This window comes from Streptomyces harbinensis (assembly GCF_900116145.1).
Classification (GTDB): Bacteria; Actinomycetota; Actinomycetes; order Streptomycetales; family Streptomycetaceae; genus Streptomyces; species Streptomyces carpaticus.
The window spans coordinates 307,728-332,441 of the sequence record NZ_FPAB01000004.1; the positions used below are offsets into that span (position 1 = coordinate 307,728).

At 70.8% G+C, this 24,714-nt stretch carries 21 protein-coding genes; 9 read left to right on the plus strand and 12 right to left on the minus strand.

The annotated features are described in order from the left end of the window. Positions 1–5 precede the first annotated feature (5 nt). From gnd to dnaA, 3 genes are all read right to left on the minus strand, one after another. Positions 6–881, minus strand: coding sequence for a phosphogluconate dehydrogenase (NAD(+)-dependent, decarboxylating) (gene gnd / locus BM385_RS12835; RefSeq protein WP_019432174.1), 876 nt, complete (start codon positions 879–881; stop codon positions 6–8). Positions 882–1,087: 206 nt separating this feature from the next. Beyond that, positions 1,088–2,218 (minus strand): DNA polymerase III subunit beta, encoded by a 1,131-nt coding sequence (dnaN, locus tag BM385_RS12840; RefSeq protein WP_093843118.1) that lies wholly within the window; start codon positions 2,216–2,218, stop codon positions 1,088–1,090. 808 nt (positions 2,219–3,026) lie between these two features. Beyond that, complete coding sequence (dnaA, locus tag BM385_RS12845) at positions 3,027–4,862, minus strand: chromosomal replication initiator protein DnaA (protein WP_093843119.1); 1,836 nt, start codon at positions 4,860–4,862, stop codon at positions 3,027–3,029. 369 nt (positions 4,863–5,231) lie between these two features. Between dnaA and rpmH the strand changes: the two genes are divergently transcribed. From rpmH to BM385_RS12885, 8 genes are all read left to right on the plus strand, one after another. Next, entirely contained in the window at positions 5,232–5,369 is a 138-nt protein-coding gene (rpmH, locus tag BM385_RS12850; RefSeq protein WP_019432177.1) for a 50S ribosomal protein L34, read from the plus strand. A gap of 28 nt (positions 5,370–5,397) precedes the next feature. Continuing rightward, positions 5,398–5,766, plus strand: coding sequence for a ribonuclease P protein component (gene rnpA / locus BM385_RS12855; RefSeq protein ID WP_026047152.1), 369 nt, complete (start codon positions 5,398–5,400; stop codon positions 5,764–5,766). After that, positions 5,763–6,077, plus strand: a complete 315-nt coding sequence (yidD, locus tag BM385_RS12860) for a membrane protein insertion efficiency factor YidD (protein WP_078575806.1) — start codon at positions 5,763–5,765, stop codon at positions 6,075–6,077. The genes rnpA and yidD overlap by 4 nt, the downstream gene beginning before the upstream one ends. A gap of 12 nt (positions 6,078–6,089) precedes the next feature. Next, the gene (gene yidC / locus BM385_RS12865; RefSeq protein ID WP_093843331.1) at positions 6,090–7,160 is read left to right on the plus strand and encodes a membrane protein insertase YidC; all 1,071 of its coding nucleotides are present in this window, start codon (positions 6,090–6,092) and stop codon (positions 7,158–7,160) included. Then, on the plus strand, positions 7,160–7,684 hold the full coding sequence (locus tag BM385_RS12870; protein ID WP_276034927.1) for a Jag family protein: 525 nt from the start codon (positions 7,160–7,162) through the stop codon (positions 7,682–7,684). The genes yidC and BM385_RS12870 overlap by 1 nt, the downstream gene beginning before the upstream one ends. A 38-nt stretch (positions 7,685–7,722) precedes the next feature. Continuing rightward, positions 7,723–8,460, plus strand: a complete 738-nt coding sequence (gene rsmG, locus BM385_RS12875) for a 16S rRNA (guanine(527)-N(7))-methyltransferase RsmG (protein WP_086024429.1) — start codon at positions 7,723–7,725, stop codon at positions 8,458–8,460. Positions 8,461–8,734: 274 nt separating this feature from the next. Continuing rightward, the gene (locus BM385_RS12880; RefSeq protein ID WP_078575807.1) at positions 8,735–9,781 is read left to right on the plus strand and encodes a ParA family protein; all 1,047 of its coding nucleotides are present in this window, start codon (positions 8,735–8,737) and stop codon (positions 9,779–9,781) included. After that, positions 9,778–10,881: a ParB/RepB/Spo0J family partition protein gene (locus BM385_RS12885; RefSeq protein WP_019432183.1), complete on the plus strand. Its 1,104-nt coding sequence runs from the start codon at positions 9,778–9,780 to the stop codon at positions 10,879–10,881. The genes BM385_RS12880 and BM385_RS12885 overlap by 4 nt, the downstream gene beginning before the upstream one ends. A 101-nt stretch (positions 10,882–10,982) precedes the next feature. Here the strand turns inward: BM385_RS12885 and trxA are convergent, their stop codons facing one another. The 7 genes from trxA to BM385_RS12920 form a co-directional block, all read right to left on the minus strand. Then, positions 10,983–11,330 carry a thioredoxin gene (gene trxA / locus BM385_RS12890; protein WP_019432184.1) on the minus strand — a complete coding sequence of 116 codons (348 nt, stop codon included), beginning with the start codon at positions 11,328–11,330 and terminating at the stop codon, positions 10,983–10,985. A gap of 36 nt (positions 11,331–11,366) precedes the next feature. After that, positions 11,367–12,329: a thioredoxin-disulfide reductase gene (trxB, locus tag BM385_RS12895; protein ID WP_093843120.1), complete on the minus strand. Its 963-nt coding sequence runs from the start codon at positions 12,327–12,329 to the stop codon at positions 11,367–11,369. 111 nt (positions 12,330–12,440) lie between these two features. Continuing rightward, positions 12,441–13,274 (minus strand): anti-sigma factor family protein, encoded by an 834-nt coding sequence (locus tag BM385_RS12900; protein WP_093843121.1) that lies wholly within the window; start codon positions 13,272–13,274, stop codon positions 12,441–12,443. After that, positions 13,271–13,993 carry an RNA polymerase sigma factor SigM gene (gene sigM, locus BM385_RS12905; protein ID WP_019432187.1) on the minus strand — a complete coding sequence of 241 codons (723 nt, stop codon included), beginning with the start codon at positions 13,991–13,993 and terminating at the stop codon, positions 13,271–13,273. Before sigM ends, BM385_RS12900 begins: the two co-directional genes overlap by 4 nt. A gap of 67 nt (positions 13,994–14,060) precedes the next feature. Beyond that, entirely contained in the window at positions 14,061–15,698 is a 1,638-nt protein-coding gene (locus tag BM385_RS12910; RefSeq protein WP_019432188.1) for a protein kinase family protein, read from the minus strand. Positions 15,699–15,870: 172 nt separating this feature from the next. After that, entirely contained in the window at positions 15,871–17,961 is a 2,091-nt protein-coding gene (gene murJ, locus BM385_RS12915; protein ID WP_093843122.1) for a murein biosynthesis integral membrane protein MurJ, read from the minus strand. 36 nt (positions 17,962–17,997) lie between these two features. Further along, entirely contained in the window at positions 17,998–20,280 is a 2,283-nt protein-coding gene (locus BM385_RS12920) for a DUF6049 family protein (protein ID WP_093843123.1), read from the minus strand. Positions 20,281–20,344: 64 nt separating this feature from the next. On the opposite strand from BM385_RS12920, the gene BM385_RS12925 reads away from it, so the two are divergent. Beyond that, the gene (locus BM385_RS12925) at positions 20,345–21,925 is read left to right on the plus strand and encodes a CCA tRNA nucleotidyltransferase (protein ID WP_086024425.1); all 1,581 of its coding nucleotides are present in this window, start codon (positions 20,345–20,347) and stop codon (positions 21,923–21,925) included. Here the strand turns inward: BM385_RS12925 and BM385_RS12930 are convergent. Further along, on the minus strand, positions 21,897–23,234 hold the full coding sequence (locus BM385_RS12930) for an MFS transporter (RefSeq protein WP_093843124.1): 1,338 nt from the start codon (positions 23,232–23,234) through the stop codon (positions 21,897–21,899). The genes BM385_RS12925 and BM385_RS12930 overlap by 29 nt on opposite strands. Positions 23,235–23,246: 12 nt before the next feature. Next, on the minus strand, positions 23,247–24,683 hold the full coding sequence (locus BM385_RS12935; protein WP_093843125.1) for a glycosyltransferase family 87 protein: 1,437 nt from the start codon (positions 24,681–24,683) through the stop codon (positions 23,247–23,249). Positions 24,684–24,714: the final 31 nt, after the last annotated feature.

A 24,714-nucleotide genomic window follows, 5' to 3' on the forward strand; every position in this document is an offset into this window, starting at 1 on the left:
CGCTGCTACTTGCTCTCGACCGCGTGACCGCCGAACTGGTTGCGCAGCGCCGCGATCATCTTCATCTGCGGGGAGTCGTCCTGGCGCGAACCGAACCGCGCGAACAGCGACGCCGTGATCGCCGGCAGCGGCACCGCGTGATCGATCGCCGCCTCCACCGTCCAGCGCCCCTCACCCGAGTCCGCCGCGTACCCGCGCAGCTGCTCCAGGTGCTCGTCGTCGTCCAGCGCCCGCACCGACAGATCCAGCAGCCAGGACCGGATCACCGTGCCCTCCTGCCAGGACCGGAAGACCTCGCGCACATCGGTGACCGAGTCCACGGTCTCCAGCAGCTCCCAGCCCTCGGCGAAGGCCTGCATCATGGCGTACTCGATGCCGTTGTGCACCATCTTCGCGAAGTGCCCGGCACCCACCTTGCCCGCGTGCACGGCGCCGAACTCGCCCGCCGGCTTGAGCGCGTCGAAGATCGGCTGCACCCGTGCCACGTGCTCGGCCTCACCGCCGTACATGAGGGCGTAGCCGTTCTCCAGGCCCCACACCCCGCCGGAGACGCCGCAGTCCACGAAGCCGATGCCCTTGGCCGCCAGCTCACGGGCGTGCTTCTCGTCATCGGTCCACCGCGAGTTCCCGCCGTCGACCACGATGTCCCCCGGGTCGAGCAGCTCGGCCAGCTCGTCGACGGTCGACTGCGTCGCCTCACCGGCCGGAACCATCAGCCACACCACACGGGGCGCGGCCAGCGAGTCCACCAGCTCCTTGAGACTGTGCACGTCCGAGACATCCCGCTGGTGGGCATACCCGACGACGGTGTGACCGGCACGGCGGATGCGCTCGCGCATGTTCCCGCCCATTTTGCCCAGGCCGACGAGACCCAGTTCCATCAGGACTCCTTCATCGTGCTTAACGCTTCCCGCCGAGCCTACGCCCGCACCCCCGCGCTCACCTGCGGGGTCGGCCGCTCACACGGCCGGTACGCGTGCTCCGGCCGGAGCGAGGGCCGCCGCTGGCCGGCCGACAGCCGCACCGGCATACTGCGACCTTGCGAGGGACGACCCTCGCGCTCCCGCCGCACCGGCCGCGCCGCGGATCAGCCCGACAGCCGCACCGGCATGATCAGGTACTTGTACGCCTGGTCCGCCTCGGCGTCCTTCGCGGGACGCCCGCTCAGCAGGGCCGGCTTGGTCGAGGTCGTGAACGCCAGCTGCGCCACCGGCGAGTCGATCGCGCTCAGGCCCTCCAGCAGGAAGCCCGGGTTGAAGGCGATCGAGATGTCGTCGCCCTCCAGGTCCGCGTCCACCCGCTCCACAGCCTGTGCGTCGTCGCTCGACCCCGCCTCCAGGGTCAGCACGCCCTGCTCGAAGCTCAGCCGCACCGGGGTGTTCCGCTCGGCCACCAGGGCCACACGCTTGACGGCCTCCACGAACGGCGCCGTCTCGATCACCGCCACCGAGTTGAACTCGGTCGGGAACAGGGTGCGGTACTTCGGCAGATCGCCCTCCAGCAGCCGGGTGGTGGTCCGCCGGCCCGCGCCCTCGAAGCCGATCAGGCCCTCGCCGGAGCCCGAGCCGGACAGCGCCAGCGACACCGTCTCGCCGCCGCTGAGCGACTTCGCGGTGTCCAGCAGCGTCTTGGCCGGCACCAGCGCCACCGCCGACACATCGGCGATCTCCGGCTTCCACAGGAACTCCCGCACCGCGAACCGGTACCGGTCGGTCGAGGCCAGGGTGACCGTGTCGCCCTCGATCTCGATCCGCACACCGGTCAGCACCGGCAGGGTGTCGTCCCGGCCGGCCGCGATCGCCACCTGGGCGACGGCCGCCGCGAACACCTCACCCGGCACGGTGCCGGTCGCGGTCGGCATCTGCGGCAGCGCCGGGTACTCCTCCACCGGCAGCGTGTGCAGCGTGAACCGCGACGAACCGCAGACCAGCGAGACGCGCACCCCGTCGGTGGAGATCTCCACCGGGCGGTTGGGCAGCGCACGGCAGATGTCCGCCAGCAGCCGGCCGGAGACCAGGACGGTGCCCTCCTCCTCGGCGTCCACCTCCACCGAGACCCGGGCCGAGACCTCGTAGTCGAACCCGGACAGGCTCAGCATCCCGTCCTCGGCCTTCAGCAACAGGCCAGCGAGAACCGGCACCGGCGGTCGGGCGGGCAGGCTCCGAGCGGCCCATGCCACCGCCTCCGCGAGCACATCGCGTTCAACCCGGATCTTCACTTCAGCCGCCTCCTGCTGTCGCTGGCTGCTCCCAGCCCTTGCTGCCTTGCTGGCGTTCTACCGGCCACCAGTCTGACGCACGGCACTGACAGTAGGGGCTGGAGCGCGTCAAATCGATCCGGGATGGGTATGCCGCGGGAGAGCCGTTCATCCACAGCACCCACTTCGAAACGACCTCCCCGCTCTAACTGTGTCGTAGTAGTAGTAGGGCCTGTGGAAACCGTGGATAACTCGTTTTCCCCAGCTCAGGCCCGGTTTTTTGTCCACACGCCCTGTGCACGGACCGGTGGATGAACAGGGGGTCCCTGTGGACCGGGACCCGGTCGTCCACAGACGTCCACAGCAGCGGCCGGGTTACCCACAGCCACGTCCACAGAATCCGGAGCCCTTATCAACAGGGCGCGCGGACGTTCGCTGTGACCCGATTCACCCTCACCGGTGAGTCGGCGCGTTGTGTTGCCGAACAGTGGACAGCCTTGTGGATCACCTGTGGGTAACCTGGCCCCTCCTGTGGATCAAGGGGGTTCGCCTGGGGAAACCGGAGGTGAACCGCCGCCTCCCGCTCGCGTTGTCCACAGGCTGTGGAAGATCGATATCCACGTTTCCACAGCGGCCTGACCTGCGGCGACAACGCATTCCCCGGTGGCCTGTGGACACCGATGTGGGCAACGCGCCGTTCCCACAGGGTGTGGACGCCCGCACACCCTCCTTTCTGTGGATGACCGGGCCGCGGAGCCCCGTAATCGAACAGCGCCCCCGGGACGTCCCGGGGGCGCTGTGGAAGCCGAAGGAGCCGTGAGCGGCCGGCTCAGCCGTTCTTGATGCGGTTGGTGAGCTCGGTGACCTGGTTGTAGATGGGGCGCCGCTCCGCCATCAGCACCCGGATCTTGCGATCGGCGTGCATGACGGTCGTGTGGTCACGGCCGCCGAAGTGCTGGCCGATCTTGGGCAGCGACAGGTCCGTCAGCTCCCGGCACAGATACATGGCGATCTGCCGGGCGGTGACCAGGGTGCGGCTGCGCGAGGACCCCGCCAGGTCCTCCACGCCCAGGCCGAAGTACTCGGCCACGGCGGAGGTGATCGCGTCCGCCGTGATCTCCGGGGTCGACTCCTCGCCGCCGGGGATCAGGTCCTTGAGGACGATCTCGGTGAGCCCGAGGTCCACCGGCTGCCGGTTGAGGCTGGCGAAGGCCGTGACCCGGATCAGCGCGCCCTCCAGCTCCCGGATGTTGCGGGAGATCCGCGAGGCGATGAACTCCAGCACCGCAGGCGGCGCGTTCAGCTGCTCCTGCACGGCCTTCTTGCGCAGGATCGCGATCCGCGTCTCCAGCTCGGGCGGCTGGACGTCGGTGATCAGGCCCCACTCGAAGCGGTTGCGCAGCCGGTCCTCCAGGGTGATCAGCTGCTTGGGGGGCCGGTCCGAGGAGAGGACGATCTGCTTGTTGGCGTTGTGCAGGGTGTTGAAGGTGTGGAAGAACTCCTCCTGCGTGGACTCCTTCGACGCCAGGAACTGGATGTCGTCGACCAGCAGGATGTCCATGTCGCGGTAGCGCTTGCGGAACGCGTCCGCCTTGCCGTCGCGGATCGAGTTGATGAACTCGTTGGTGAACTCCTCCGAGCTGACGTAGCGCACCCGGGTCCCCGGGTAGAGGCTGCGCGCGTAGTGCCCGATGGCGTGCAGCAGGTGGGTCTTGCCCAGCCCGGACTCGCCGTAGATGAACAGCGGGTTGTACGCCTTGGCCGGGGATTCGGCGACGGCCACGGCCGCGGCGTGCGCGAAGCGGTTGGAGGCACCGATGACGAAGGTGTCGAAGAGGTACTTCGGGTTCAGCCGGGCGGTGGGCTCGGCGGGGCCGCCGCTGCCGGTGACCGTGCCGCCGCCCGCGCTCTCCGGCGATCCGCCCGGACCCGGGCCTGGGCCCCGGTCCTGTCCGGGCCGCTGATCGGCGCCGTGCCCGGGGCCGTTGTTCTGGCCGGGCAGCGCGTCCTGCGGCAGCTGCTGCGGGCCGGGGTGCTCGTAGGAGCGGTAGCCGGAGTCGTACGGCGGCGGCTCGTGCCGGGCGTAGCGGGCCGGCTGGGCGGGGATCTGCGGATAGCCGTCCGGGCCCGGCCAGCCGCCGGGCACCCGGCCGCCGCTCGCCGGGCGCGGTGCCTGCGGGTGGTCCGGGTAGGCGGGCCGGGCGGTGGGGAGGTCCTGGCCGTAGCCGTCGTATCCCCCGCCGTCGTCGTAGCGGCCACTGCCGTAACCGTCGTAGCCGCCGTCGTACCCGTCGCGGGGCGGCGCCGGGGGTTCGCGGCGGGCCGGGGGGTTCGGGGCGGGTTCCTCCGGGCGGCGCGGGGCGGGCGGGCCGGCCGCGGCGGGCGGGGGCTCGGGGGGCGGCGCGGTGACCGTGATGGCCAGTCCGATGGGCCGGCCGCACTCCCGGCTGAGGGCTTCGCCGATCAGCGGGGCCAGCCGGCCCTCCAGCACGCTCTTGGCGTACTCGTTGGAGACGCCGAGCAGCGCGGTGCCCGAGACCAGGGCCAGCGGGCGGCAGTCCTGGAGCCAGCGGTGGTCCTTCGACTCGACGCCCTGGCCGTCGGCGAGGATGGCACTGAGCACCCTGGGCCACACCGCGGCAAGATCTGCAGGTAGGTCAGCCACGGGGCACGCTCTCTCACTCGCAGGGGTGGCGCCGGATGTGGTCATGAGGTGTGACGCGGAGGCGACCGGGACATAGATGTCGAGTTGAGCCACGTTAGTCAGCGGGGGCCTGGGACATCAAGTCATTGTCCACAGGGTGTGTACAACGGGTCGGGGTCCGGTTTGACCGTGCGGCCACCTCGCGCGTACCGTTGCCAGGTCTCATTGCCGACGGCTGCTGCCGCCTGCCTCCGATGGTCCGCCCTCCCCGCGCGAGCGGTGGTGGTTCCGTTGCGAGTCCCTCGTGGGCGCACGGTGGCAGCCAGTCGGTCCGCCGCATCCTGTCTCGGCAGCCTGTGCCGGAACACCGAAAACTTCTGGAGCCCCCGAGTGAGCAAGCGCACTTTCCAGCCGAACAACCGGCGTCGGGCCAAGACCCACGGCTTCCGGCTGCGCATGCGGACCCGTGCCGGCCGCGCCATCATCACGGCCCGCCGCAACAAGGGCCGCGCCCGGCTGTCGGCCTGAGCCGCCGCCGGATCGACGGGTCCATGCGGTGCTCCCTCCCGAGAACCGGCTGCGGCGGCGCGAGGATTTCGCGCACGTGGTGCGCCGGGGACGCAGGGCCGGGAGCCGGCGTCTCGTCGTCCATCTGAGCAGTGGTACGGACCCGCACGCGGGCCGGGAGAGTTCTCTTCCGGTGCGTGCGGGTTTCGTCGTGAGCAAAGCCGTGGGCAATGCCGTCGTGCGCAATCGCGTGCAGCGGCGGCTGCGGCACCTCATACGGGCCCGGCTGTTCCGGATGCCCCCCGGTAGCCTTGTCGTCGTCCGGGCTCTGCCCGGGGCGGGCACCGCTGGCCATGAACAGCTGGCCCGGGATCTCGATGCCGCGCTGGAGCGGCTGCTGGGAGGGGTACGGCAGTGAAGTACCCGCTGTTGCTGCTGATCAAGCTGTATCAGTGGACCATCTCCCCGCTGCTCGGGCCGGTGTGCCGTTACTACCCGTCGTGCTCCCATTACGGATACACGGCCGTCGGCCGGCACGGAGCGATCAAGGGTTCCGCGCTGACCGCCTGGCGGATCCTGCGGTGCAACCCCTGGTCTCCCGGCGGTGTGGATCACGTCCCGCCGCGCAAGCGTCCCGTCTGGCATCGGCGTCTGCGTGATCGCTGGCGGCACCGGACTCTCCTCCGGATCCCATCCGGGGGCGCCTCTCACAATGCCCAAGGAGTCTGACTCGTGGACACGATCAACACGATCCTCAGTCCTCTCTATTACGCTGTGTCGTGGATCATCATCCGCTTCCACGATCTCTACAGCCTGGTCTTCAACGAGGACAGTGGGTGGGCCTGGGGCCTGTCGATCGTGTCCCTGGTCATCGTCGTCCGTATCGCGCTGATCCCGCTGTTCTTCAAGCAGATCAAGTCGACGCGCAATATGCAGGCGCTCCAGCCGAAGATGAAGAAGATCCAGGAGCGCTACAAGAACGACAAGCAGCGGCAGTCCGAGGAGATGATGAAGCTGTACCGGGAGACCGGTACGAACCCTCTCTCCAGCTGTCTGCCGATCCTGGCGCAGTCGCCGTTCTTCATCGCGCTCTTCCAGGTGCTCAACCACATCGCGAACAACGACAAGGTCGGCGTGCTCACCGCCGAGCAGGTCACCAGCGCGCGTGAGGCCACCATCTTCGGCGCCCCCATCGCGGCCCGCTTCCTGGACAGCGCGGACAAGCTCGCCGAACTGGGCGCCTCGCTGACCGACGTCCGGGTGGTCACGGTCGTGATGATCGTGCTGATGTCGGCCTCGCAGTTCTTCACCCAGCGCCAGCTGATGACGAAGAACGTGGACCTGACGGTCAAGACGCCGTTCATGAATCAGCAGAAGATGCTGATGTACATCTTCCCGATCATGTTCGCCGTCTTCGGCATCAACTTCCCCGTCGGTGTGCTGATCTACTGGCTGACCACCAACGTGTGGACGCTGGGGCAGCAGATGTACGTGATCACCCGGAACCCCACCCCGGGCAGTGTGGCCTTCCAGCAGCGCCAGGAGCGGCTGCGGAAGAAGGGCAAGCTGAAGGAGGACCCGGCCGAGGTCGAGGCGAAGAAGGCCGCCGAGGCGGCCCGGGCGACCCGGACCCAGCCCAAGCGGCAGTCGAAGTCGCAGCGGCAGGCCGGTGGCACCCACCCGCAGGGCAAGCCGGAGAGCGGTCAGCCGTCCGCCGAGCAGCCGAAGAAGGCGCAGCCCCGGCAGCAGCCCAAGCAGCGGCCGAAGAAGTCGCAGCCGGGCAAGCCCAAGTCCCCCAACAGCAAGAAGTGATGAAGGAGTCCCCCGTGACGGACACCACCCCGACCGCCGCTGAGGGCACCGCCGACGCCCTGACCCGCCTGGAGCAGGAGGGCGAGATCGCGGCCGACTACCTTGAGGGGCTGCTGGACATCGCGGACCTCGACGGTGACATCGACATGGACGTCGAGGCGGACCGTGCCGCGGTCTCGGTGATCTCCGAGGGCACCTCGCGCGACCTGCAGAAGCTGGTCGGCCGGGACGGCGAGGTCCTGGAGGCGCTCCAGGAGCTGACCCGGCTCGCGGTGCTGCGGGAGACCGGCGAGCGGAGCCGGCTGATGCTGGACATCGCGGGGTTCCGCGCCACCAAGCGGGAGAAGCTGACCGCGCTGGCCCAGGAGGCCGTGGAGCAGGTCAAGGAGTCCGGTGAGGCGGTGAAGCTGAGCCCGATGACGCCGTTCGAGCGCAAGGTCGTGCACGACGCGGTGGCCGCTGCCGGTCTGAGCAGCGAGTCGGAGGGCGAGGAACCGCAGCGCCGCGTGGTCGTTCTGCCGTGAGCGAGGACGGGACGCCCGGGGAGTCACCGGGCACCGAGCTGCCGGCCCCGCCGGAGGCGGCGGGAGATGTCTTCGGGGACCGGCTGGCGGACGCGGTGCGGTACGCCGAGCTGCTGGCCGACGCCGGGGTGCGCCGGGGGCTGATCGGCCCCCGTGAGGTGCCCCGGCTGTGGGAGCGCCACCTGCTGAACTGCGCGGTGCTGTCGGAGGTCGTCCCCGAGGGGGTGACGGTCTGCGATGTCGGCTCCGGGGCCGGTCTGCCCGGTATCCCGCTGGCGCTGGTGCGGCCGGATCTGGAGATCACGCTGCTGGAGCCGCTGCTGCGGCGCACCAACTTCCTCCAGGAAGTGGTGGAGCTGCTGGGCCTCGACCATGTGAACGTGGTCCGGGGCCGGGCGGAGGAGGTGCTGGGGAGCTTCACCCCGGTGCATGTGGTCACGGCGCGGGCGGTGGCCCCGCTGGACCGGCTGGCCGGCTGGGGTGTGCCGCTGCTGCGGCCGTACGGCGAGATGCTGGCCATCAAGGGCGACACGGCGGAGCAGGAGCTGAAGTCGGCCCGGGCGGCGCTCGGGAAGCTGGGCGTGGTGGAGACCTCGGTGCTGCAGGTGGGCGAGGGTCTGGTGGACCCGCTGTCCACGGTGGTGCGGGTCGAGGTCGGGGAGAGCCCCGGCGGTGTGCGGTTCGCGGCGAAGCGGGCCAAGGCGTCGCGATCCCAGCGGGGTGGCCGGGACAACTGGCCGGGCCGGGGCAACCGGGGCAGTCGCCGGGGACGCTGAGCGGATTCTCGCGGCCGGATTCCTCCGAACCGGGTAAAAGAGCTGAAGATATCCCGGGTACGGAGTGTCGCCCGGCCGCGGGGATCGCGGCGTGGGCATCGTGTTTCACGTGAAACGCCGCTCACTGCTGCACGGGATCATCAGCCGTGGTCGCGCAGCCACCGGACCGCGCGACCGTAAGTCGTCGGCACCAGCCAAACGGGTGACCGAGGTATCCACACCCCCCGAGTTGTCCACACGTAATCGGGCCTCGCTGGTTCATGACCCCCGAGACATGGCAGGCTTTGACTCCACGGAGCCTTCGCATGTCGAGGAGAGTGAACCATTGCGGTCCGACGCCAATATCGCTGGGCCGACGGCCGATCCGGTCCCCGGCCCCCGGTCCGAGCCGGCGGACGCGCCGGGCGGTGCCGTTGACATCGCCCACACCGCACCGGCTGCGGCCGATGCCCCGGTGGGCAGGGCGGCCCAGCAGACCGTCGCGGCCATGTACCGGGCCGGCGGTGGGCTGCCCCGCCCGGAGCGGACCCGCATCATGATCGTCGCCAACCAGAAGGGCGGCGTCGGCAAGACCACCACCACCGTGAACCTGGCCGCCTCGCTCGCCCTGCACGGGGCGCGGGTGCTGGTCATCGACCTCGATCCGCAGGGCAACGCCAGCACCGCGCTGGGCATCGATCACCATGCCGAGGTCCCCTCCATCTACGACGTGCTCATCGACAGCCGCCCGCTGTCCGAAGTGGTGCAGCCCGTCCGGGACATCGAGGGTCTCTTCTGTGCCCCGGCCACCATCGACCTGGCCGGTGCGGAGATCGAGCTGGTGTCCGTGGTGGCGCGGGAGAGCCGGCTCCAGCGGGCCATCAGCGCCTATGAGCAGCCGCTGGACTACATCTTCGTGGACTGCCCGCCCTCGCTGGGGCTGCTGACGGTCAACGCCATGGTGGCCGGTGCCGAGGTGGTCATCCCGATCCAGTGCGAGTACTACGCGCTGGAGGGCCTGGGCCAGTTGCTGCGGAACGTGGAGCTGGTGCGCGGGCACCTCAACCCGGAGCTGCATGTCTCCACCATCCTGCTGACGATGTACGACGGCCGGACCCGGCTGGCGTCGCAGGTGGCGGAGGAGGTGCGCGGGCACTTCGGCAAGGAGGTGCTGCGGACCAACATTCCGCGCTCGGTGCGGATCTCCGAGGCGCCCAGCTATGGGCAGACGGTCCTGACGTACGACCCGGGTTCCAGTGGCTCGCTGTCCTATCTGGAGGCGGCTCGGGAGATTGCCCTGCGGGGACCCATTCCACGGCAGCATGAGGGGATTCATCAGTGAGTGAACGACGCAGGGGTCTGGGACGCGGGCTGGGCGCGCTGATTCCCGCCGCGCCCAGCGCGGAGACCGCCACACCGACGGTGGAGCAGGGTGGCACCACCTCGCCCAGCGCGGTGCCGGTGCTGGCCCCCGAGCGCGGGATCGCGGCGGCCAAGGTGACGTCGCTGCCGGACACCGAGGTGTTCGGCGAGATCCCCGCTCCCGCCGCCGAGCCGGTCGTGCCGGAGGTGCGGGAGCCGGCCGGGACGGTGGCGGGTGCGCACTTCGCGGAGCTGCCGCTGGACGCCATCACCCCCAATCCGCGTCAGCCGCGTGAGGTCTTCGACGAGGACGCGCTGGCCGAACTGGTCACCTCCATCAAGGAGGTGGGGCTGCTCCAGCCGGTGGTGGTGCGACAGCTCGGTGCGGAGCGCTATGAGCTGATCATGGGCGAGCGCCGGTGGCGCGCGTGCCGGGACGCCGGTCTGGAGGCGATCCCCGCGATCGTCCGGGCGACCGAGGACGACAAGCTGCTGCTGGACGCCCTGCTGGAGAACCTCCACCGGGCCCAGCTGAATCCGCTGGAAGAGGCGGCGGCGTACGACCAGCTCCTGCGGGACTTCAAGTGCACCCATGACGAGCTGGCCGATCGGATCGGCCGTTCGCGTCCGCAGGTGTCCAACACCTTGCGGCTGCTGCGGCTCTCGCCGCGGGTGCAGCGCCGGGTGGCGGCCGGTGTGCTGTCCGCCGGGCATGCGCGGGCGCTGCTCTCGGTGGAGGACTCGGAGGAGCAGGACAAGCTGGCTCGCCGCATCGTGGCGGAGGGGCTGTCGGTGCGGGCGGTCGAGGAGATCGTCAGTGTGCAGGCGGCTGCCGCCAAGGGCGGTGGGCGGCACCGCAAGCCCCGGGCCGGGAAGCTCATCTCGCCGGCGCTGGACGGTCTGGCCGGCCGGCTCTCGGACCGCTTCGACACCCGGGTGAAGGTCGATCTCGGGCAGAAGAAGGGGAAGATCGTGGTGGAGTTCGCCTCGATGGAAGACCTGGAGCGTATCCTCGGTCAGCTGGCTCCCGGTGAGGGCCGGGTGCTGGAGCAGCAGTTGCAGGAGGAGGACGAGGGCTGATCCTTCCCCTCCTGCTCCGGTACGACGAGAGGGCCCGCTGTTTCACGTGAAACAGCGGGCCCTCTCGCATGGGCCGGTGATCCGGCGCCGGTGGGGAGTGCTCAGCCGATGAAGTCGGCGAGGTCACGCTCCAGGGCGGCCTTGGGCTTGGCGCCGACGATCGACTTCACGATCTCGCCGTTCTGGTAGACGTTCAGCAGCGGGATGGAGAGCACACCGTACTTCGCGGTGGTGGCCGGGTTCTCGTCGGTGTTGAGCTTGGCGATGGTGAGCTTGTCGCCGTGCTCGGCGGCGATGGCCTCCAGGGCGGGGGCGATCTGCCGGCACGGGCCGCACCACTCGGCCCAGAAGTCGACCAGGACCGGCTTGTCGCTCTGCAGGACCTTCTCTTCGAAGTCCGCGTCGGTCACGGTGATGGTGGCCTTCTCGGGGGTCTTGGCATCCGCCATGGTGGTTCTCCTTTGTGCTGGGCGTGGGTGGTGGCGTTACGACTGGACGGCTTCGGCGGCTTCGGTGTGGCTGAGTGCCGCCAGGTAGCGTTCGGCGTCCAGGGCGGCGGCACAGCCCGTGCCGGCGGCGGTGATGGCCTGGCGGTAGGTGTGGTCGACCACGTCGCCGGCGGCGAACACCCCGGGGATGTTGGTGCGGGTCGAGGGGGCCTCGACCTTGAGGTAGCCCTGCTCGTCCAGGTCGAGGACGCCCTTGAACAGTTCCACCCGGGGGTCGTGGCCGATGGCCACGAACAGGCCGGTCGCGGGGAGGTCGGAGAGCTCGCCGGTGGTGGTGGAGCGGATCTTCAGCCCGGAGAGCTTGCCGTCGCCCTGGATTTCGGCGACCTCGCTGTCCCACAGGAAGGTGATCTTCGGGTCGGCGAAGGCACGCTCCTGCATGGCCTTGGAGGCCCGCAGGGTGTCCCGGCGGTGGACCACGGTGACGGTGCTGGCGAAGCGGGAGAGGAAGGTGGCCTCCTCCAGGGCGGTGTCACCGCCGCCGATGACGGCGATGTTCTGCTCGCGGAAGAAGAAGCCGTCGCAGGTGGCGCAGTAGGAGACACCCCGGCCGGACAGCTCGTCCTCGTTGGGCAGTCCGAGCTTGCGGTGCTGGGACCCGGTGGCCACGATGATCGCCTTGGCCGGGTGGACGGTGCCGGCGGTGTCGGTGACCGTCTTGATCTCCCCGCTGAGGTCCACGGCGACGATGTCGTCCGGGACCAGCTCGGCGCCGAACCGCTCGGCCTGGGCCCGCATCCCGTCCATCAGGTCCGGGCCCATGATCCCGTCCTTGAAGCCGGGGAAGTTCTCCACCTCGGTGGTGTTCATCAGCGCGCCGCCCGCCGTCACCGCGCCTTCGAAGACCAGCGGCTTGAGGGACGCGCGGGCGGTATAGAGCGCGGCGGTGTAGCCCGCGGGTCCGGAGCCGATGATGATCACGTTTCGGACGTCGCTCACGGAATTCTTCCTTGTCTCGGGGCACTCACCCAGGGCCCCGGGTGGGGTCCACAGTCCAGTAACAGATCCTAGGGTCCCAGACATTCCCGACGGGTCAGTGCCCCCAAGGGGTTACTCGTCGAGCGGGTAGCTCTCCTTGACCAGGACTTCGCCCTCGACGGAGGGGGAAGCGCTCACGCAGTCGGCGTCCACCACATAGGCGTCGACGCGCAGCGGATCGGCGGAGTGCGGGAGCACCACGAGATAGGCGTCGGTGCCCTGGTAGCGCTCCGCCTCGGCCACCAGGGGGTCCTCGGTGCGGCCGATGGCCGACTCGACGCAGGACGGGAGGGGCGCGGACACGGCGCCGTACTCCTCGCCGGGGTCCGGTTCGGCCGCCTCCGTGGTCTCGGGGGAGGGGGTGCCGGGTCGCTGATCGGTCTCCCCGGAGACGGAGCCGGTGTCGGCGGACTCCAGGATCTCGGCGTACTGCGGGACCTCCGCCTCGGCCAGAAGCTCCCGCACCTGGTTCTCCAGGGCGTCCTCGGACCCCGCGGCGTCCGCCTCGATGGCGAGATCGGCGGTGGAGCCGTGGTCGCCGCCCTGGAGGTTCTGTACCAGCAGGGTGCCAAGTCCCACGGCCACCACCGTGCCGACGGCGGCCAGGGCGAGGTGGGGCCGACGTCCGGTTTCACGTGAAACAAGGGCGCGGAAGCGGCTGACCCGCGCGGGGGTGGCGGCGGCCTCGGCGGCCAGGGCGGCGTCGATGCGGGCCGCGACCTCCGGAGGCATCTCCGGGGCGGGCAGTTGGGTCAGCTCCTGGCGCAGCAGTTGGAGCTCCTGCTGGATCTGCGCGCACTCCGGGCAGCCGGCCAGGTGCTCCCGCAGTCGGCGAGCCTCGGCCGGCGGGTGCAGATCTTCGTCGAGAGCCGCGATATCAGCGGGCTCGGGATGCATCTCGGTCATGTGTGTCCGCCTCCACCCCGCACGACCCCATTCTCTCCGGTATCTCTGGGAGGTGGGACGGATGTACCTGGTGTCCGGTTCCTGCCCGCGGTGTCCGGAGGAGAGTCGTTCTGGGCGCTGCGGGGATTGAGATGGCTGACGAGCGGCAGGAGCCGGGCCCTGGCCCGGGCGCAGCGGCTCTTGATGGTGCCGACGGGGATCTGGAGGATCTCGGCCGCTTCGGCGACCGGATAGCCCTGCATGTCGACGAGGACCAGGGCCGCGCGCTGCTCGGGTGGCAGGACCTCCAGGGCCCGCCGGAGCTGCCGGCGCAGGTCCTGGCGTTCGGCGGGGGCCGCCGCGGACTCGTGCGGTTCCAGCAGGGCCTCCAGCCGCTGCGGCTCGGGCACGGGGGTGGCGCGGCGGCTCTTGGCCTTGCGGAGCCGGTCCAGGCAGGCGTTCACGGTGATCCGGTGCAGCCAGGTGGTGACGGCGGACTGGCCGCGGAAGGTGTGGGCGGCCCGGTAGGCCGAGACCAGAGCGTCCTGGACGGCGTCCGCGGCTTCCTCGCGGTCGCCGAGGGTGCGGACGGCGACGGCCCACAGCCGGTCACGGTGGCGGCGTACCAGTTCGCTGAAGGCGTCCGGATCGCCGGCCGCGTGCTGGGCGAGCAGTTCCTTGTCGCTGGGGCCGTCGCCGGCCGCGGGCGTGGAGGGGACGCGTCGCGTGCGCTTGCCCACGGCGGATCCTCCCCTTCTGTCGGTACGGGTGCGGCCGGCCCGGCTGATGTGGTCGGGAGGCGAGCGGTCAGCCGGAAACCGTGATCTCGCTGATGCGGCCACGGTAGTTGCCGTCGCTTCCCATCGGCAGGTCCGTCATCCAGACGAGAATAAACCGTGTCGTCACGGGCTCTTCGGCCGTCAGGGTGTGCGAGCTGCCGCTGCCCTGGGCGACCAGCTCGAAGTCGTCGAGCTGCGAGGGGCGGGTGCTGACAGCGGGGCCGGCCGCCCGGAACTCCAGCGCGGTGTCCCCGACGGTCTGCACGGTGAGGGTTTCCACGGTCTTCGGTTCGCCCAGGTCGAGGATGAGGCCGAGCCCGTCCTTGAGATTGCCGAACGTGGAGTAGCCGTAGAAGTTCTTGGTGTGCCAGAACGTGTCCGGGTCCCCGTCGAAGGCGTTGGGCACGGTTTCGGGGTTCTGCGATCCGCCGGGGACGGCCGGGTCGAATTCGACGGCCTCGACGATCGGGTACAGCTCCGGGCCGGCTACTTCTTCCTCGGACACCGGCGGAGCGCTCTTGGCGGGTGGGTCGGGCGGGGCGTCCCCTTCGAGGAGCGCGTCGGCCAGCTGCCAGCTGGCGAGCGCCAGCGCGGCGATGAGCAGGGCGGAGACCCCCCACTTGAGCGCGGCCCCGGTGCGGCCGGGCAGCGTCGGCGGTGCGGGCGGCGGCGGGGCGTGCTGCGGCAGCGGCGCGCCGTGGGAGCCGGCGCCCAGCGAACCGCGCTGGTAGGTGGTGCGCTGGTAGCCGGCGAGGTCGACCGGGGGCGGCTCGGGGGCGGGGATGCGGGGCAGGGCCGCGATCGCCCGGGACAGTTCCTCGGGGGTGGTGCAGGGCTGCTGCTGGCTGGTGGCGGTGGCGCCGTCGTTGACCATGGCGCGCATCGCCAGCTCGGAGAGGCCCCGGTGCACCCCGGCCCGTACCTGGTCCGGGGCGGCCAGGGACTCCTTGGAACTTTTGCTGAGGCCCGTTACTCCATTGAGGCCATAGCCACCCTCGCCGTAGGGCCAGCGCTGGGTGAGCGCGGCGTACAGGAGGGCGCCGATGGCCTCGGTGTCGGTGCGCTGGGGGTGCTCGGAGCTGATGCCGCGCAGGGCGGCGTCGACGGCCAGCCCGCGGATCCGGAACTGGCCGGTGCCCGTGCGCAGCACGGTGGCGGGGGTGAGCCGCAGATGGGCGAGCCCTTCGCGGTGGGAGGCGGCCATGGCCTGGGAGACCTGGCTGACGAGGGCGTGGGCTTCGTGGGCGTCCAGCGGGCCGCTCTGCAGCACGGTGCTGAGCGGGGTGGCGTCGGGAAGCCACTCGTGGATGACCCAGACGACGTCGGTCTCTTCGACGGCGTCCAGCACCTGGACGAAGCGGGGGTCGCCCAGGAGGGCGGAGGAGCGGGCGGCGGAGATGACGGAGGCGGCCCGGTCGTGGTCGGCCGGCAGCACGTGGACGCCCACGGCGCGGCGGAGTTTCTCGTCGACGGCGCGCCAGCTGCTGAACCCGTCCAGCCGGGTGATGCACTCTTCGAGCCGGTACCGCTTGGCGAGTCTGTGGCCGCTGTGCGGTTCCGTGGCGCGGGAGGGCGCCGGGGGTGTGGCCGTGTCGGCGTGTGCCGCCTGCTCCGCGTCGCGCGTCGTGCGCTGCGGAGGGCTGGTCGCCGTGCTCCGTTCCGCCACCGCTGAATCCGCCTCCCCGTGTTGGCTGCCGCTGGTGACACTGCCTGTCTCATTGTGCCGGTAGTCCGTCACCCTGCACGACATGTGAGTGCGGCCAGAGGTTGTACAGGGGGTGGCCGGCGGCCGGTGGCCGAGCGCCCCGCCACGTTTGGTGATGGCGGGGCGCCGGGGGTCAACGGCCCAGCCGGGAGCGGACCATGCCGACCATGGCGGTCAGTTCCTCGACCCGCATCCGGCGGGCGGTGAGGTAGAAGACCACCAGGAGGACGGCTCCGCCGCCGGCGAGGGCGGCGAGCGAGCCGATGACTCCGTGGCCGAGGGCGCCGGTGATGGCGTATCCGGCGCCGCCGCCGAGGAGGGCGGCGGGGATGCTGGCACCGGCGAGCCGGATGTAGGTGCGCACCACGCGGGCGCCGTCGAGGTCGGTGTTCATCCGGGCGCGCAGCCGGCGCCAGGCGACCGAGACGCCGAGCGTGTAGGCGATGCCGTAACTGAACGCGATGCCGGCCACGACCCAGCGGTCGGGGAGAGTGACGAAGCACACGGCGGACAGCACGATCCAGGCGGCCGAGACGATCACCGTGTTGTAGAAGGGGGTGCGGGTGTCCTCGTAGGCGTAGAAGGCGCGCAGGACGACGTACTGGGCGGAGAAGGGGATCAGGCCGAGTCCGAAGGCCATGAGGATGTAGCCGAAGGAGCGGGCTCCTTCGTCGCCGGCCGAGCCGAAGAGCAGGGTGCACATGGGGATGCCGAGGGCGACGAAGGCGAAGCCGATCGGCACGATGGCGACCGCCGAGGTGCGCAGTCCGTGCGAGAGGTCGTCGCGGACGGCGGCGGTGTCGCCGTCGGCGGCGGAGCGCGAGATGCGGGGCAGCAGGGCGGCCATCACGGAGACGGTGATGATGGCCTGCGGCATCTGCCAGATCAGCAGGGCGCTGTTGTAGGCGATGAATCCGGTGCCGGGGTATCCGGCGCGTTCGGCGTTCTCGCCGGCCCAGGTGGCGAACTGGGTGATGACCACGAGTCCGGCCTGGTTGGCGAAGACGAACAGCACGGTCCACTTCGCGAGCCGGGCGGCCTTGCCCAGGCCGTGGCCGCGCCAGTCGAAGCGGAGCCTGACGCGGAAGCCGGCGGCGCGCAGATAGGGGATCATCGCCAGCGCCTGGACGACGAGACCGAGCAGGGTGCCGACGCCGAGCAGCCGGACGCCTTCGGGGGTGATGGTGGTGACGCCGAGTTCGGAGCTGCGCTGGGTGCCGTAGACCCACAGGAACATGCCGAAGGTGAAGATCACCACGATGTTGTTGAGGACCGGGGTCCACATCATGGGGCCGAAGGAGTCGCGGGCGTTGAGGATCTGGCCCATGACCACGTGGACGCCCATGAAGAAGATCGTGGGCAGGAAGTAGCGGGCGAAGGTGATGGCCACCTCGTTGGCCGCCGGGTCGTCCGCGATCTTGGCGGACATCATCCGGATCAGCAGCGGGGCGGCCAGGACGGCGGCGATCACCAGGCCGCCGAGGACGACCATCACCAGGGTGAGCAGCCGGTTGGCGTAGGCGTCGCCGCCGTCGTCGTCGTTCTTCATCGCCCGGACCAGCTGGGGGACGAAGACGGAGTTGAGGCCGCCGCCGATGGTCAGGATGTAGATCATCGAGGGCAGCGCCCAGGCGACGGTGTAGGTGTCACCGAGGACGGCGGCGCCCAGGGCGGCGACCAGGACGAGCTGGCGGACGAAGCCGGTGAGCCGGGAGACCAGGGTGCCGGCGGCCATGATCGCGCTGGAGCGCAGTATCCCGGCGGCCTTGCCGCCGCGCTTGGGGGCCGGTGGCGGGGTCGGGGCGGGTGCCGGTGGCTGCTGCTGGGTGGTGGCCGGGGCGCCGGCGGCGGGCGGCGGGGTGGGCTGGGCCGGGTAGCCGGTGCCGTGGCCCGGTGGGGTTCCGGGGCCGGCCGGGCTCTGCTGGTCGCGGAAGAGGTGGGCGAAGGCGTCCTGCGACGGCGGCTGCGGCTGGGACGGCTGCGGCTGCTGGGAGGGGTACTGCTGGTGCTGCTGGGGGTGGTGCGGCTGCTGCTGGTGGTACGGCGGCTGCTGTGCGGGCGCGCCGGACCAGCCCTGGGGGTCGCGGGGGGCGTAGGGCTCCTGGTGCTGCTGCTGGTGGTACGGCTGCTGCGGGTGGGGATAGGGCCCCGGGGGATACGGGCCGGGTTGCGGGTCGCCGTCCCCCTGTGCCTGGCCGCCTTCACGGTCGTACGGCGCTTGCATCGTTACCCCACCTCTGGTTCCGGGCCGGAGTCCGGCTCACTCGCTTCGATCCACCCTCTCACCATCGGGAGGGGTGCCGGTGCCGTCGTCACCGGTGTCGGTGCCGCTCTCACCCGCCGGCACGGCACCGTCCGGCGCCTCGTCGGCGGGGCGGGCGGCGCGCTTGCGCTTGGTGTACATGCGGACCCCGGCCAGGACCACCAGGAGCAGACCGCCGGCGATCACCATCAGCACGGCGGAGGTGATGGAGGTGACCTGGGCCTGGAAGCGCATGGGCTTGCCGTAGGGCTTGCCGTCCGCCGTGTACAGCTGGGCTTCCAGGTAGGTGAGGCCGTTGGCGCGGGCGGTGGTGGAGAACTTCACCGAGGCGCTGTGACCGCCGTTGACGGTGACCTGCTGCGGGTCGCCGACCTCCAGGCCGATCTTGCGGCTGGAGGTGAGCCGCAGCTCCAGGTTCTGCACGCCCTGGACCAGGTTGTTCTGGACCGAGATGGGGATGGTGGCGCTCCGGCCGGAGAGCGTGATCCGCGTCTTCTGGATCAGGTGCACGCGCTCGGTGAGCTCGGTGAGGTCGCTCTGCACGGTGGCCCGGTACTGGGCCGCCTCGGTGGCGTGGCCGCGCCAGGAGGTGGACATCTCGCGCCGGATGGCGTTGCCGAACGGGGTGGTGACCCGGTCGGGGCGGGTCAGGATGACCTGGAAGTCGTCCAGGGTGCGCTGCGTCTCGCGCATCTCCTGGAAGGCGCTGGTGGGCAGCTCCTGGTCGCGCAGCCGGTCGGGGTAGGCGCCGGTGCCCGGCACCTGGCGGTTGGCGCCGGGGTCGGGCTGGGCGTCGGCGGCCTCGGTGAGTCCGGTGAAGGAGATCCACTGCGGGTGTTCGGTGAGGGCGGTGATCGCCTCCGCCATGGCCCGGGCCTGGTCGGCGGTGGGGGTGCGCTGCGGGGCGAGCAGCAGGCTGCGGTCCCGGCCCGGGTCCTGCCGGGCGATGGTGAGCGCCTCGGCGAGGAACTGCTGGCGGGCGGTGGTGGCGTTGGCCGGCAGGCTCATGTCGGCTTCGAAGAGCGTCGAGAGCGTGGCGTCGGCGACCAGCGCGGTGGTGCCGCCGCCGATCGGCCGGGCGGCCGTCGCGGTGTAGTCGAGGGAGTCGCCGGGACGCAGGCTGTCGCTGCGGCTGATGATGTGGTGCGCGCCCGCGGAGGTGGCCACGGAGACGATGTCCGGGTCGATGGCGCCCTCGATGGGCCAGGCGAAGTCGGTGCTGGGCTGGACGCCGAGGACGGTTTCGACGGTGAGGGCGGAGACCTCGGTGGCGGTGCGCAGCCGGCCGAGGGCGCCGGGGACGTCCTTGCCGCGGTGCGCGAGCGAGGCCAGGTCGGGGTCGCCGAAGGGCAGGGCGATCACGTCGTCGTCCTGGACGGCGTCCTGGAGGGCGGCGAGCCAGGCCCGGGCCGCTTCCTGGCCGGTGCCCGGCTGGAGTCCGTCCGGGGTGTGGATGCGGTAGTCCTCGGTCATGGCGTCCACCGAGGCGAGGAGGTCGGCGTCGATGACCCAGGTGACGGGGAGGTCGGCGCCGAGCGTGACCAGCTCGTGCAGCCGACCGCCGGGGGAGATGTCGGTGAGCAGGGAGCTGTCGCGGAAGGCGGGCGTCTGCTCCTCGTCGGCGTCGGTCTCGGCGGTGAGGTGGGTGGAGGAGATCAGCGGCCACAGCACCGTCAGCTCGGTCCCGGAAGCCGGGCCGCCCGCGCTCGGCTGCCAGGGCAGCAGGCTGCGGCCGACGCCCAGGATCTGGTCCCAGCCCTCGGCCTCGGTCTGCCCGGTGAGGGTGAGTGCCAGCTGGTAGACACCGTCCTCGCCCAGCTCCAGCGCGGAGACCGGCACCCGCAGGTCGAAGGTGGCGGACATGCCGGGGGCGATGGTGCCGATGTCCTGGCCGTGCTCATTGACGAGCCGGCCGTCCTGCTCGGCGGCGAAGCCGGTGCGCTCCAGTGCTTCCTGAAGGTCCTCACGGGCGGGCAGGAGGGTCCCGGTGCGCGGGGCGAGCCGGCTGTCGGTGATGGCGGAGGAGCCGGCGTTGGTGACGGTCCCGCGCAGCGTGAGGGTGTCGCCCTCGGTGGGCACGTCCGGGGTGATCTCCGTGAGGGAGATGGTGGCGGTGCGCTGCCCGGTGCCGGCGTCCTGGGCGGGCGCGGAGCCCGGAGCGTGCTGGAGCGCGGTGATCAGGGGCAGGACCACCAGAAGGCTCAGCAGCGAGGCGATGATCAGCCGGGCACGGCGCAGGGCGGGACCCGGCCGGCGGTCTCTGTGGGCACGGGAGATCATCGCCGGCACCTCTGTCACGCGATTGCCCCGTTCCCTCGTCCCAGAACCCGCACACATGGTAACGATGCTTGACGGGGCTCCGTGCCGGGGAGCGGCCGGGGGAAGGGGCGGTCCGGCCAGGGCCGGGCACGTACGCTGTGCTGTTGTGCCGAACGACAGGAAAGACACCCACGCCCCGCAGTCCCTCCCCGTGCTCAGCCAGGTGCAGCAGCAGGCCGTGAGTGAGCTGTTGCGGGTCTCCCCCATCGCCGACGATCTCGCCAGGCGGTTCGAGGCGGCGGGCTTCTCGCTGGCCCTGGTGGGGGGCTCGGTACGGGACGCGCTGCTGGGGCGGCTGGGCAACGATCTGGACTTCACCACGGACGCCCGCCCGCAGGACGTGCTGCGGATCGTACGCCCCTGGGCTGATGCCGTGTGGGAGGTGGGGATCGCCTTCGGCACGGTCGGCTGCCGGAAGCGGGCGCCGCACGCCGGGCAAACCGGCGCGGGGGACGGCGTTCAGGACTATCAGCTGGAGATCACCACCTATCGGTCGGAGGCGTACGACCGGGACTCCCGCAAGCCGGAGGTCGCCTACGGGGATTCCCTGGAGGAGGATCTGCTGCGCCGTGACTTCACGGTGAACGCGATGGCGGTGGCGCTGCCCCGCAAGGAGTTCATCGACCCGCACCAGGGGCTGGAGGATCTGGCGCGCAAGGTGCTGCGGACCCCCGGCACCCCCGAGGCGTCGTTCTCCGACGACCCGCTGCGGATGCTGCGGGCCGCCCGGTTCGCGGCCCAGCTGGATTTCCAGGTCGCCGACGAGGTGCGGGCGGCGATGACGGCCATGGCGGACCGTATCGGCATCGTCTCGGCCGAACGGATCCGGGACGAGCTGAACAAGCTGGTGCTGGCGGACCGGCCGCGCCGGGGGCTGGCGCTCCTGGTGGACACCGGGCTCGCCCGTCATGTCCTGCCGGAGCTGCCGGCGCTGCGGCTGGAGCGCGATGAGCACCACCGCCACAAGGACGTGTACGAGCACAGCCTGACGGTGCTGGAGCAGGCCATCGCGCTGGAGACGGAGGGGCCCGATCTGACTCTGCGGCTGGCGGCGCTCCTGCATGACATCGGCAAGCCGAAGACCCGGCGGTTCGAGAAGGACGGCCGCGTCTCCTTCCACCACCACGAGATGGTCGGCGCCAAGATGACCAAGGCGCGGATGACCAAGCTCAAGTACCCCAATGAGCTGGTGAAGGATGTCTCCCGGCTGGTGGAGCTGCATCTGCGCTTCCACGGCTACGGCACGGGCGAGTGGACCGACTCGGCGGTCCGGCGCTACGTCCGCGACGCCGGGCCGCTGCTGGACCGGCTGCACAAGCTGACGCGTTCCGACTGCACCACGCGCAACAAGCGGAAGGCGCTGGCGCTCTCCCAGTCCTACGACAGCCTGGAGCGCCGTATCGCTCAGCTTCAGGAGCAGGAGGAACTGGACGCGATCCGTCCGGACCTCGACGGCAACCAGATCATGGAGATCCTCGGGATCGGCCCCGGGCCCGAGATCGGCGAGGCCTACCGGCACCTGCTGGAGCTGCGGCTTGAGCACGGGCCGCAGGAGCACGAGGCGGCGGTGGCCGCGCTCAAGGAGTGGTGGGCGTCCCGGGACTGACCGGAGGCTGGGGCGGTGTCTCCCGTGTTTCACGTGAAACATCGGCCCGGCGCAGCCGGTAGATGAAGGCCGCGGTGATGGCGAAGAGCACGGAGACGATCAGCAGCAGCTGTACGGAGCGTCCGTCCGTGGGAAGCATCAGCGCGGCCAGCCCGGCCGATGCGACGAACGCGATATTGAAGAGCATGTCGTAGAGGGCGAAGACCCGGCCCCGGAAAGCGTCGTCCACCGAGGACTGCACCACGGTGTCGGTCACGATCTTGGCGCCCTGTGAGGTCAGGCCGAGCATGAACGCGGCGATCAGCATGGGCGCCGGGTGGAAGGGCAGCCCCAGCGGGACCAGCAGGACGGCCGGGGTGGCCGCGCAGAGGGCGAACCAGCCCAGCCGTCCGAAGCGCCGGACCGCGCTGGGGGTGAAGACCGCCGCGACGAAGAAGCCCGCTCCGGTGGTGGCCACGGCGAGTCCGAGCAGGGTCATGCCGCCGCCGTTGCCGTCATTGCCCCAGTGATTGCGGGCGAGCATCAGCAGCATCACCAGCAGGGCGCCGTAGCCGAAGCGCATGAGGCCCACCCCGGCCAGCGCCCAGGAGGCGGTCCGGCGGCGGGCGAGGTGGCCGAGCCCGGCCACCAGTCCGCGTGCGGTGGAGGCGAGAGCCGCCAGGACATGCGGCTGGACCTCGTCCGGCGCCGGGCCGAGCAGATCACGCTGGATGCGGACGGCGGCGAGGCCGGCGGCCAGATAGACGAGCACCGAGACGATCAGTGCCAGTGCGTCCTCGCTGACGGCGGTGTGGGTGAAGATCTGGGTCACCAGCGTGACGCCGCCGCCGATGGTGGCCGCGATGGTGCCCGCCGTCGGGGAGAGGGAGTTGGCGATCACCAGCCGGTCCGCGTCCACGACACGGGGCAGTGAGGCGGACAGGCCGGCCAGGATGAACCGGTTGACGCCGGTCACCGAGAGCGCCGAGAGATAGAACAGCCAGGTGGGCGCGGACTGGATCACCAGCGCGCAGGTGACCGCGGCCATCACCGCCCGCAGCAGATTCCCGTAGAGGAGCACCTGGCGCCGCCGCCAGCGGTCGAGCAGCACGCCGGCGAACGGGCCGAGGAGCGAGTACGGCAGCAACAGCACGGCCATCGCCGCAGCGATATCGGCGGGAGTGGTCTGCTGCTCCGGAGAGAAGACCACATAGGTGGCCAGCCCGACCTGGAACGCGCCGTCGGAGAACTGGGAGAGCAGCCGGACGGTCAGCAACCGTCTGAAGTTGGGAAAGCGCAACAGCGTCCGGAGGTCGGTGACGACGGTCACGCGTTCCGCCCTTCATGTTTCACGTGAAACGCCCCGCCCGGAAGCGGCGACCCGGCGGTGCAGGGTGAAGACATCGGCAGCACCGTCCAGGACACCTCCTCCCGGGTCGTCGGATCCGGTACGCCGGATCACATCATGATCGGGACGCAGTGCATCGCGCACGATCATCACACAGAGATAGAGCGTGCCCAAGAGATGGGCGGCGATGGCCAGCTGATAGCCGCCGACCGGCAATCCGTCCTGGCTCTCCCCGGTGATGTGAGCGAGGTACATCCAGATGCCGAAGTAGTAGAGCACCTCCCCGGCCTGCCAGATGAGGAAGTCCCGCCAGCGCGGGCGGGCCAGGGCCGCGAGCGGGATCAGCCAGAGCACGTACTGCGGCGAGTACACCTTGTTGGTGAGGATGAACACGGCCACGACGAGAAAGGCGAGCTGGGCCAGCCGTGGCCGGTGCGGTGCCCGCAGGGCGAGCAGGGCGATCCCGGCGAAGCCCAGCAGGGTCAGCGCGGTGGCGTAGGTGTTCACGGAGTCCAGCGGGATGTCGGTGCGCTGGGCCAGGATCAGCCAGAAGGAACCGAAGTCGACCGGCCGCTCCTCGCTGAAGGCGTAGAAGGTGACCCAGCCCTCCCAGGCCAGCAGCATCACCGGACCGTTCACGACCAGCCAGGCGCCGGCGGCCCCCAGCAGGGCCGAGCCGAAGGCACGCAACCGTCCGGCTCGCCAGCACAGCAGGAACAGCGGCCCGAGCAGCAGCAGGGGATACAGCTTGGCGGCGGTGGCGAGCCCCAGCAGCACTCCGGCGGCCAGCGGCCGGCTCCGGGACCACATCAGCAGCGCCCCGCAGGTGAGCGCCCCGGCCAGCAGGTCCCAGTTGATGGTCGCGGTGAGCGCGAACGCGGGCGCCAGCGCCACCAGCAGCCCGTCCCACGGCCGGTCGCGGTGGGTGCGGGCGACACAGGCGGCGATGATCGCCGCACAGGCCAGCAGCATCCCGGCGTTGACCAGCCAGTACAGCTGCCCCGGCCCCGGATCGACGGCTCCGCCCGGGGTGAGCCAGGCGGCCACCTCCATGAACAGCCCGGTGAGTACCGGGTATTCGAGGAACGCCTTGTCGGGGGAGAGCGTCTCGGGGATGCGGTCGAAGTACGGGATGAGCCCGTCCGCGAAGCCCCGCCCGTAGTAGAGGTGCGGGATGTCGGAGTAGCAGGCCTGGGTGTACTGGGCGGTGGGACCGCCGACCCAGCTGTCCGTGTAGCAGGGCAGTTTCTGCACCATGCCGAGGGCGAACATCCCGATCATCACCAGCACGACCACCCGCGCCGGATGCCACCAGCCCCGCCCCACGGCGGCCCGTCTGCCGACCGGCCCCCCGATCACCTCACTGCCGGCCGCAGCCACCTCATCATGCGTGGTGGGCCGTACGGGCACGGGTGGGTTGGTCGGTGCCATGCCCACATCCTGCCGTACGACCCACCAGGGT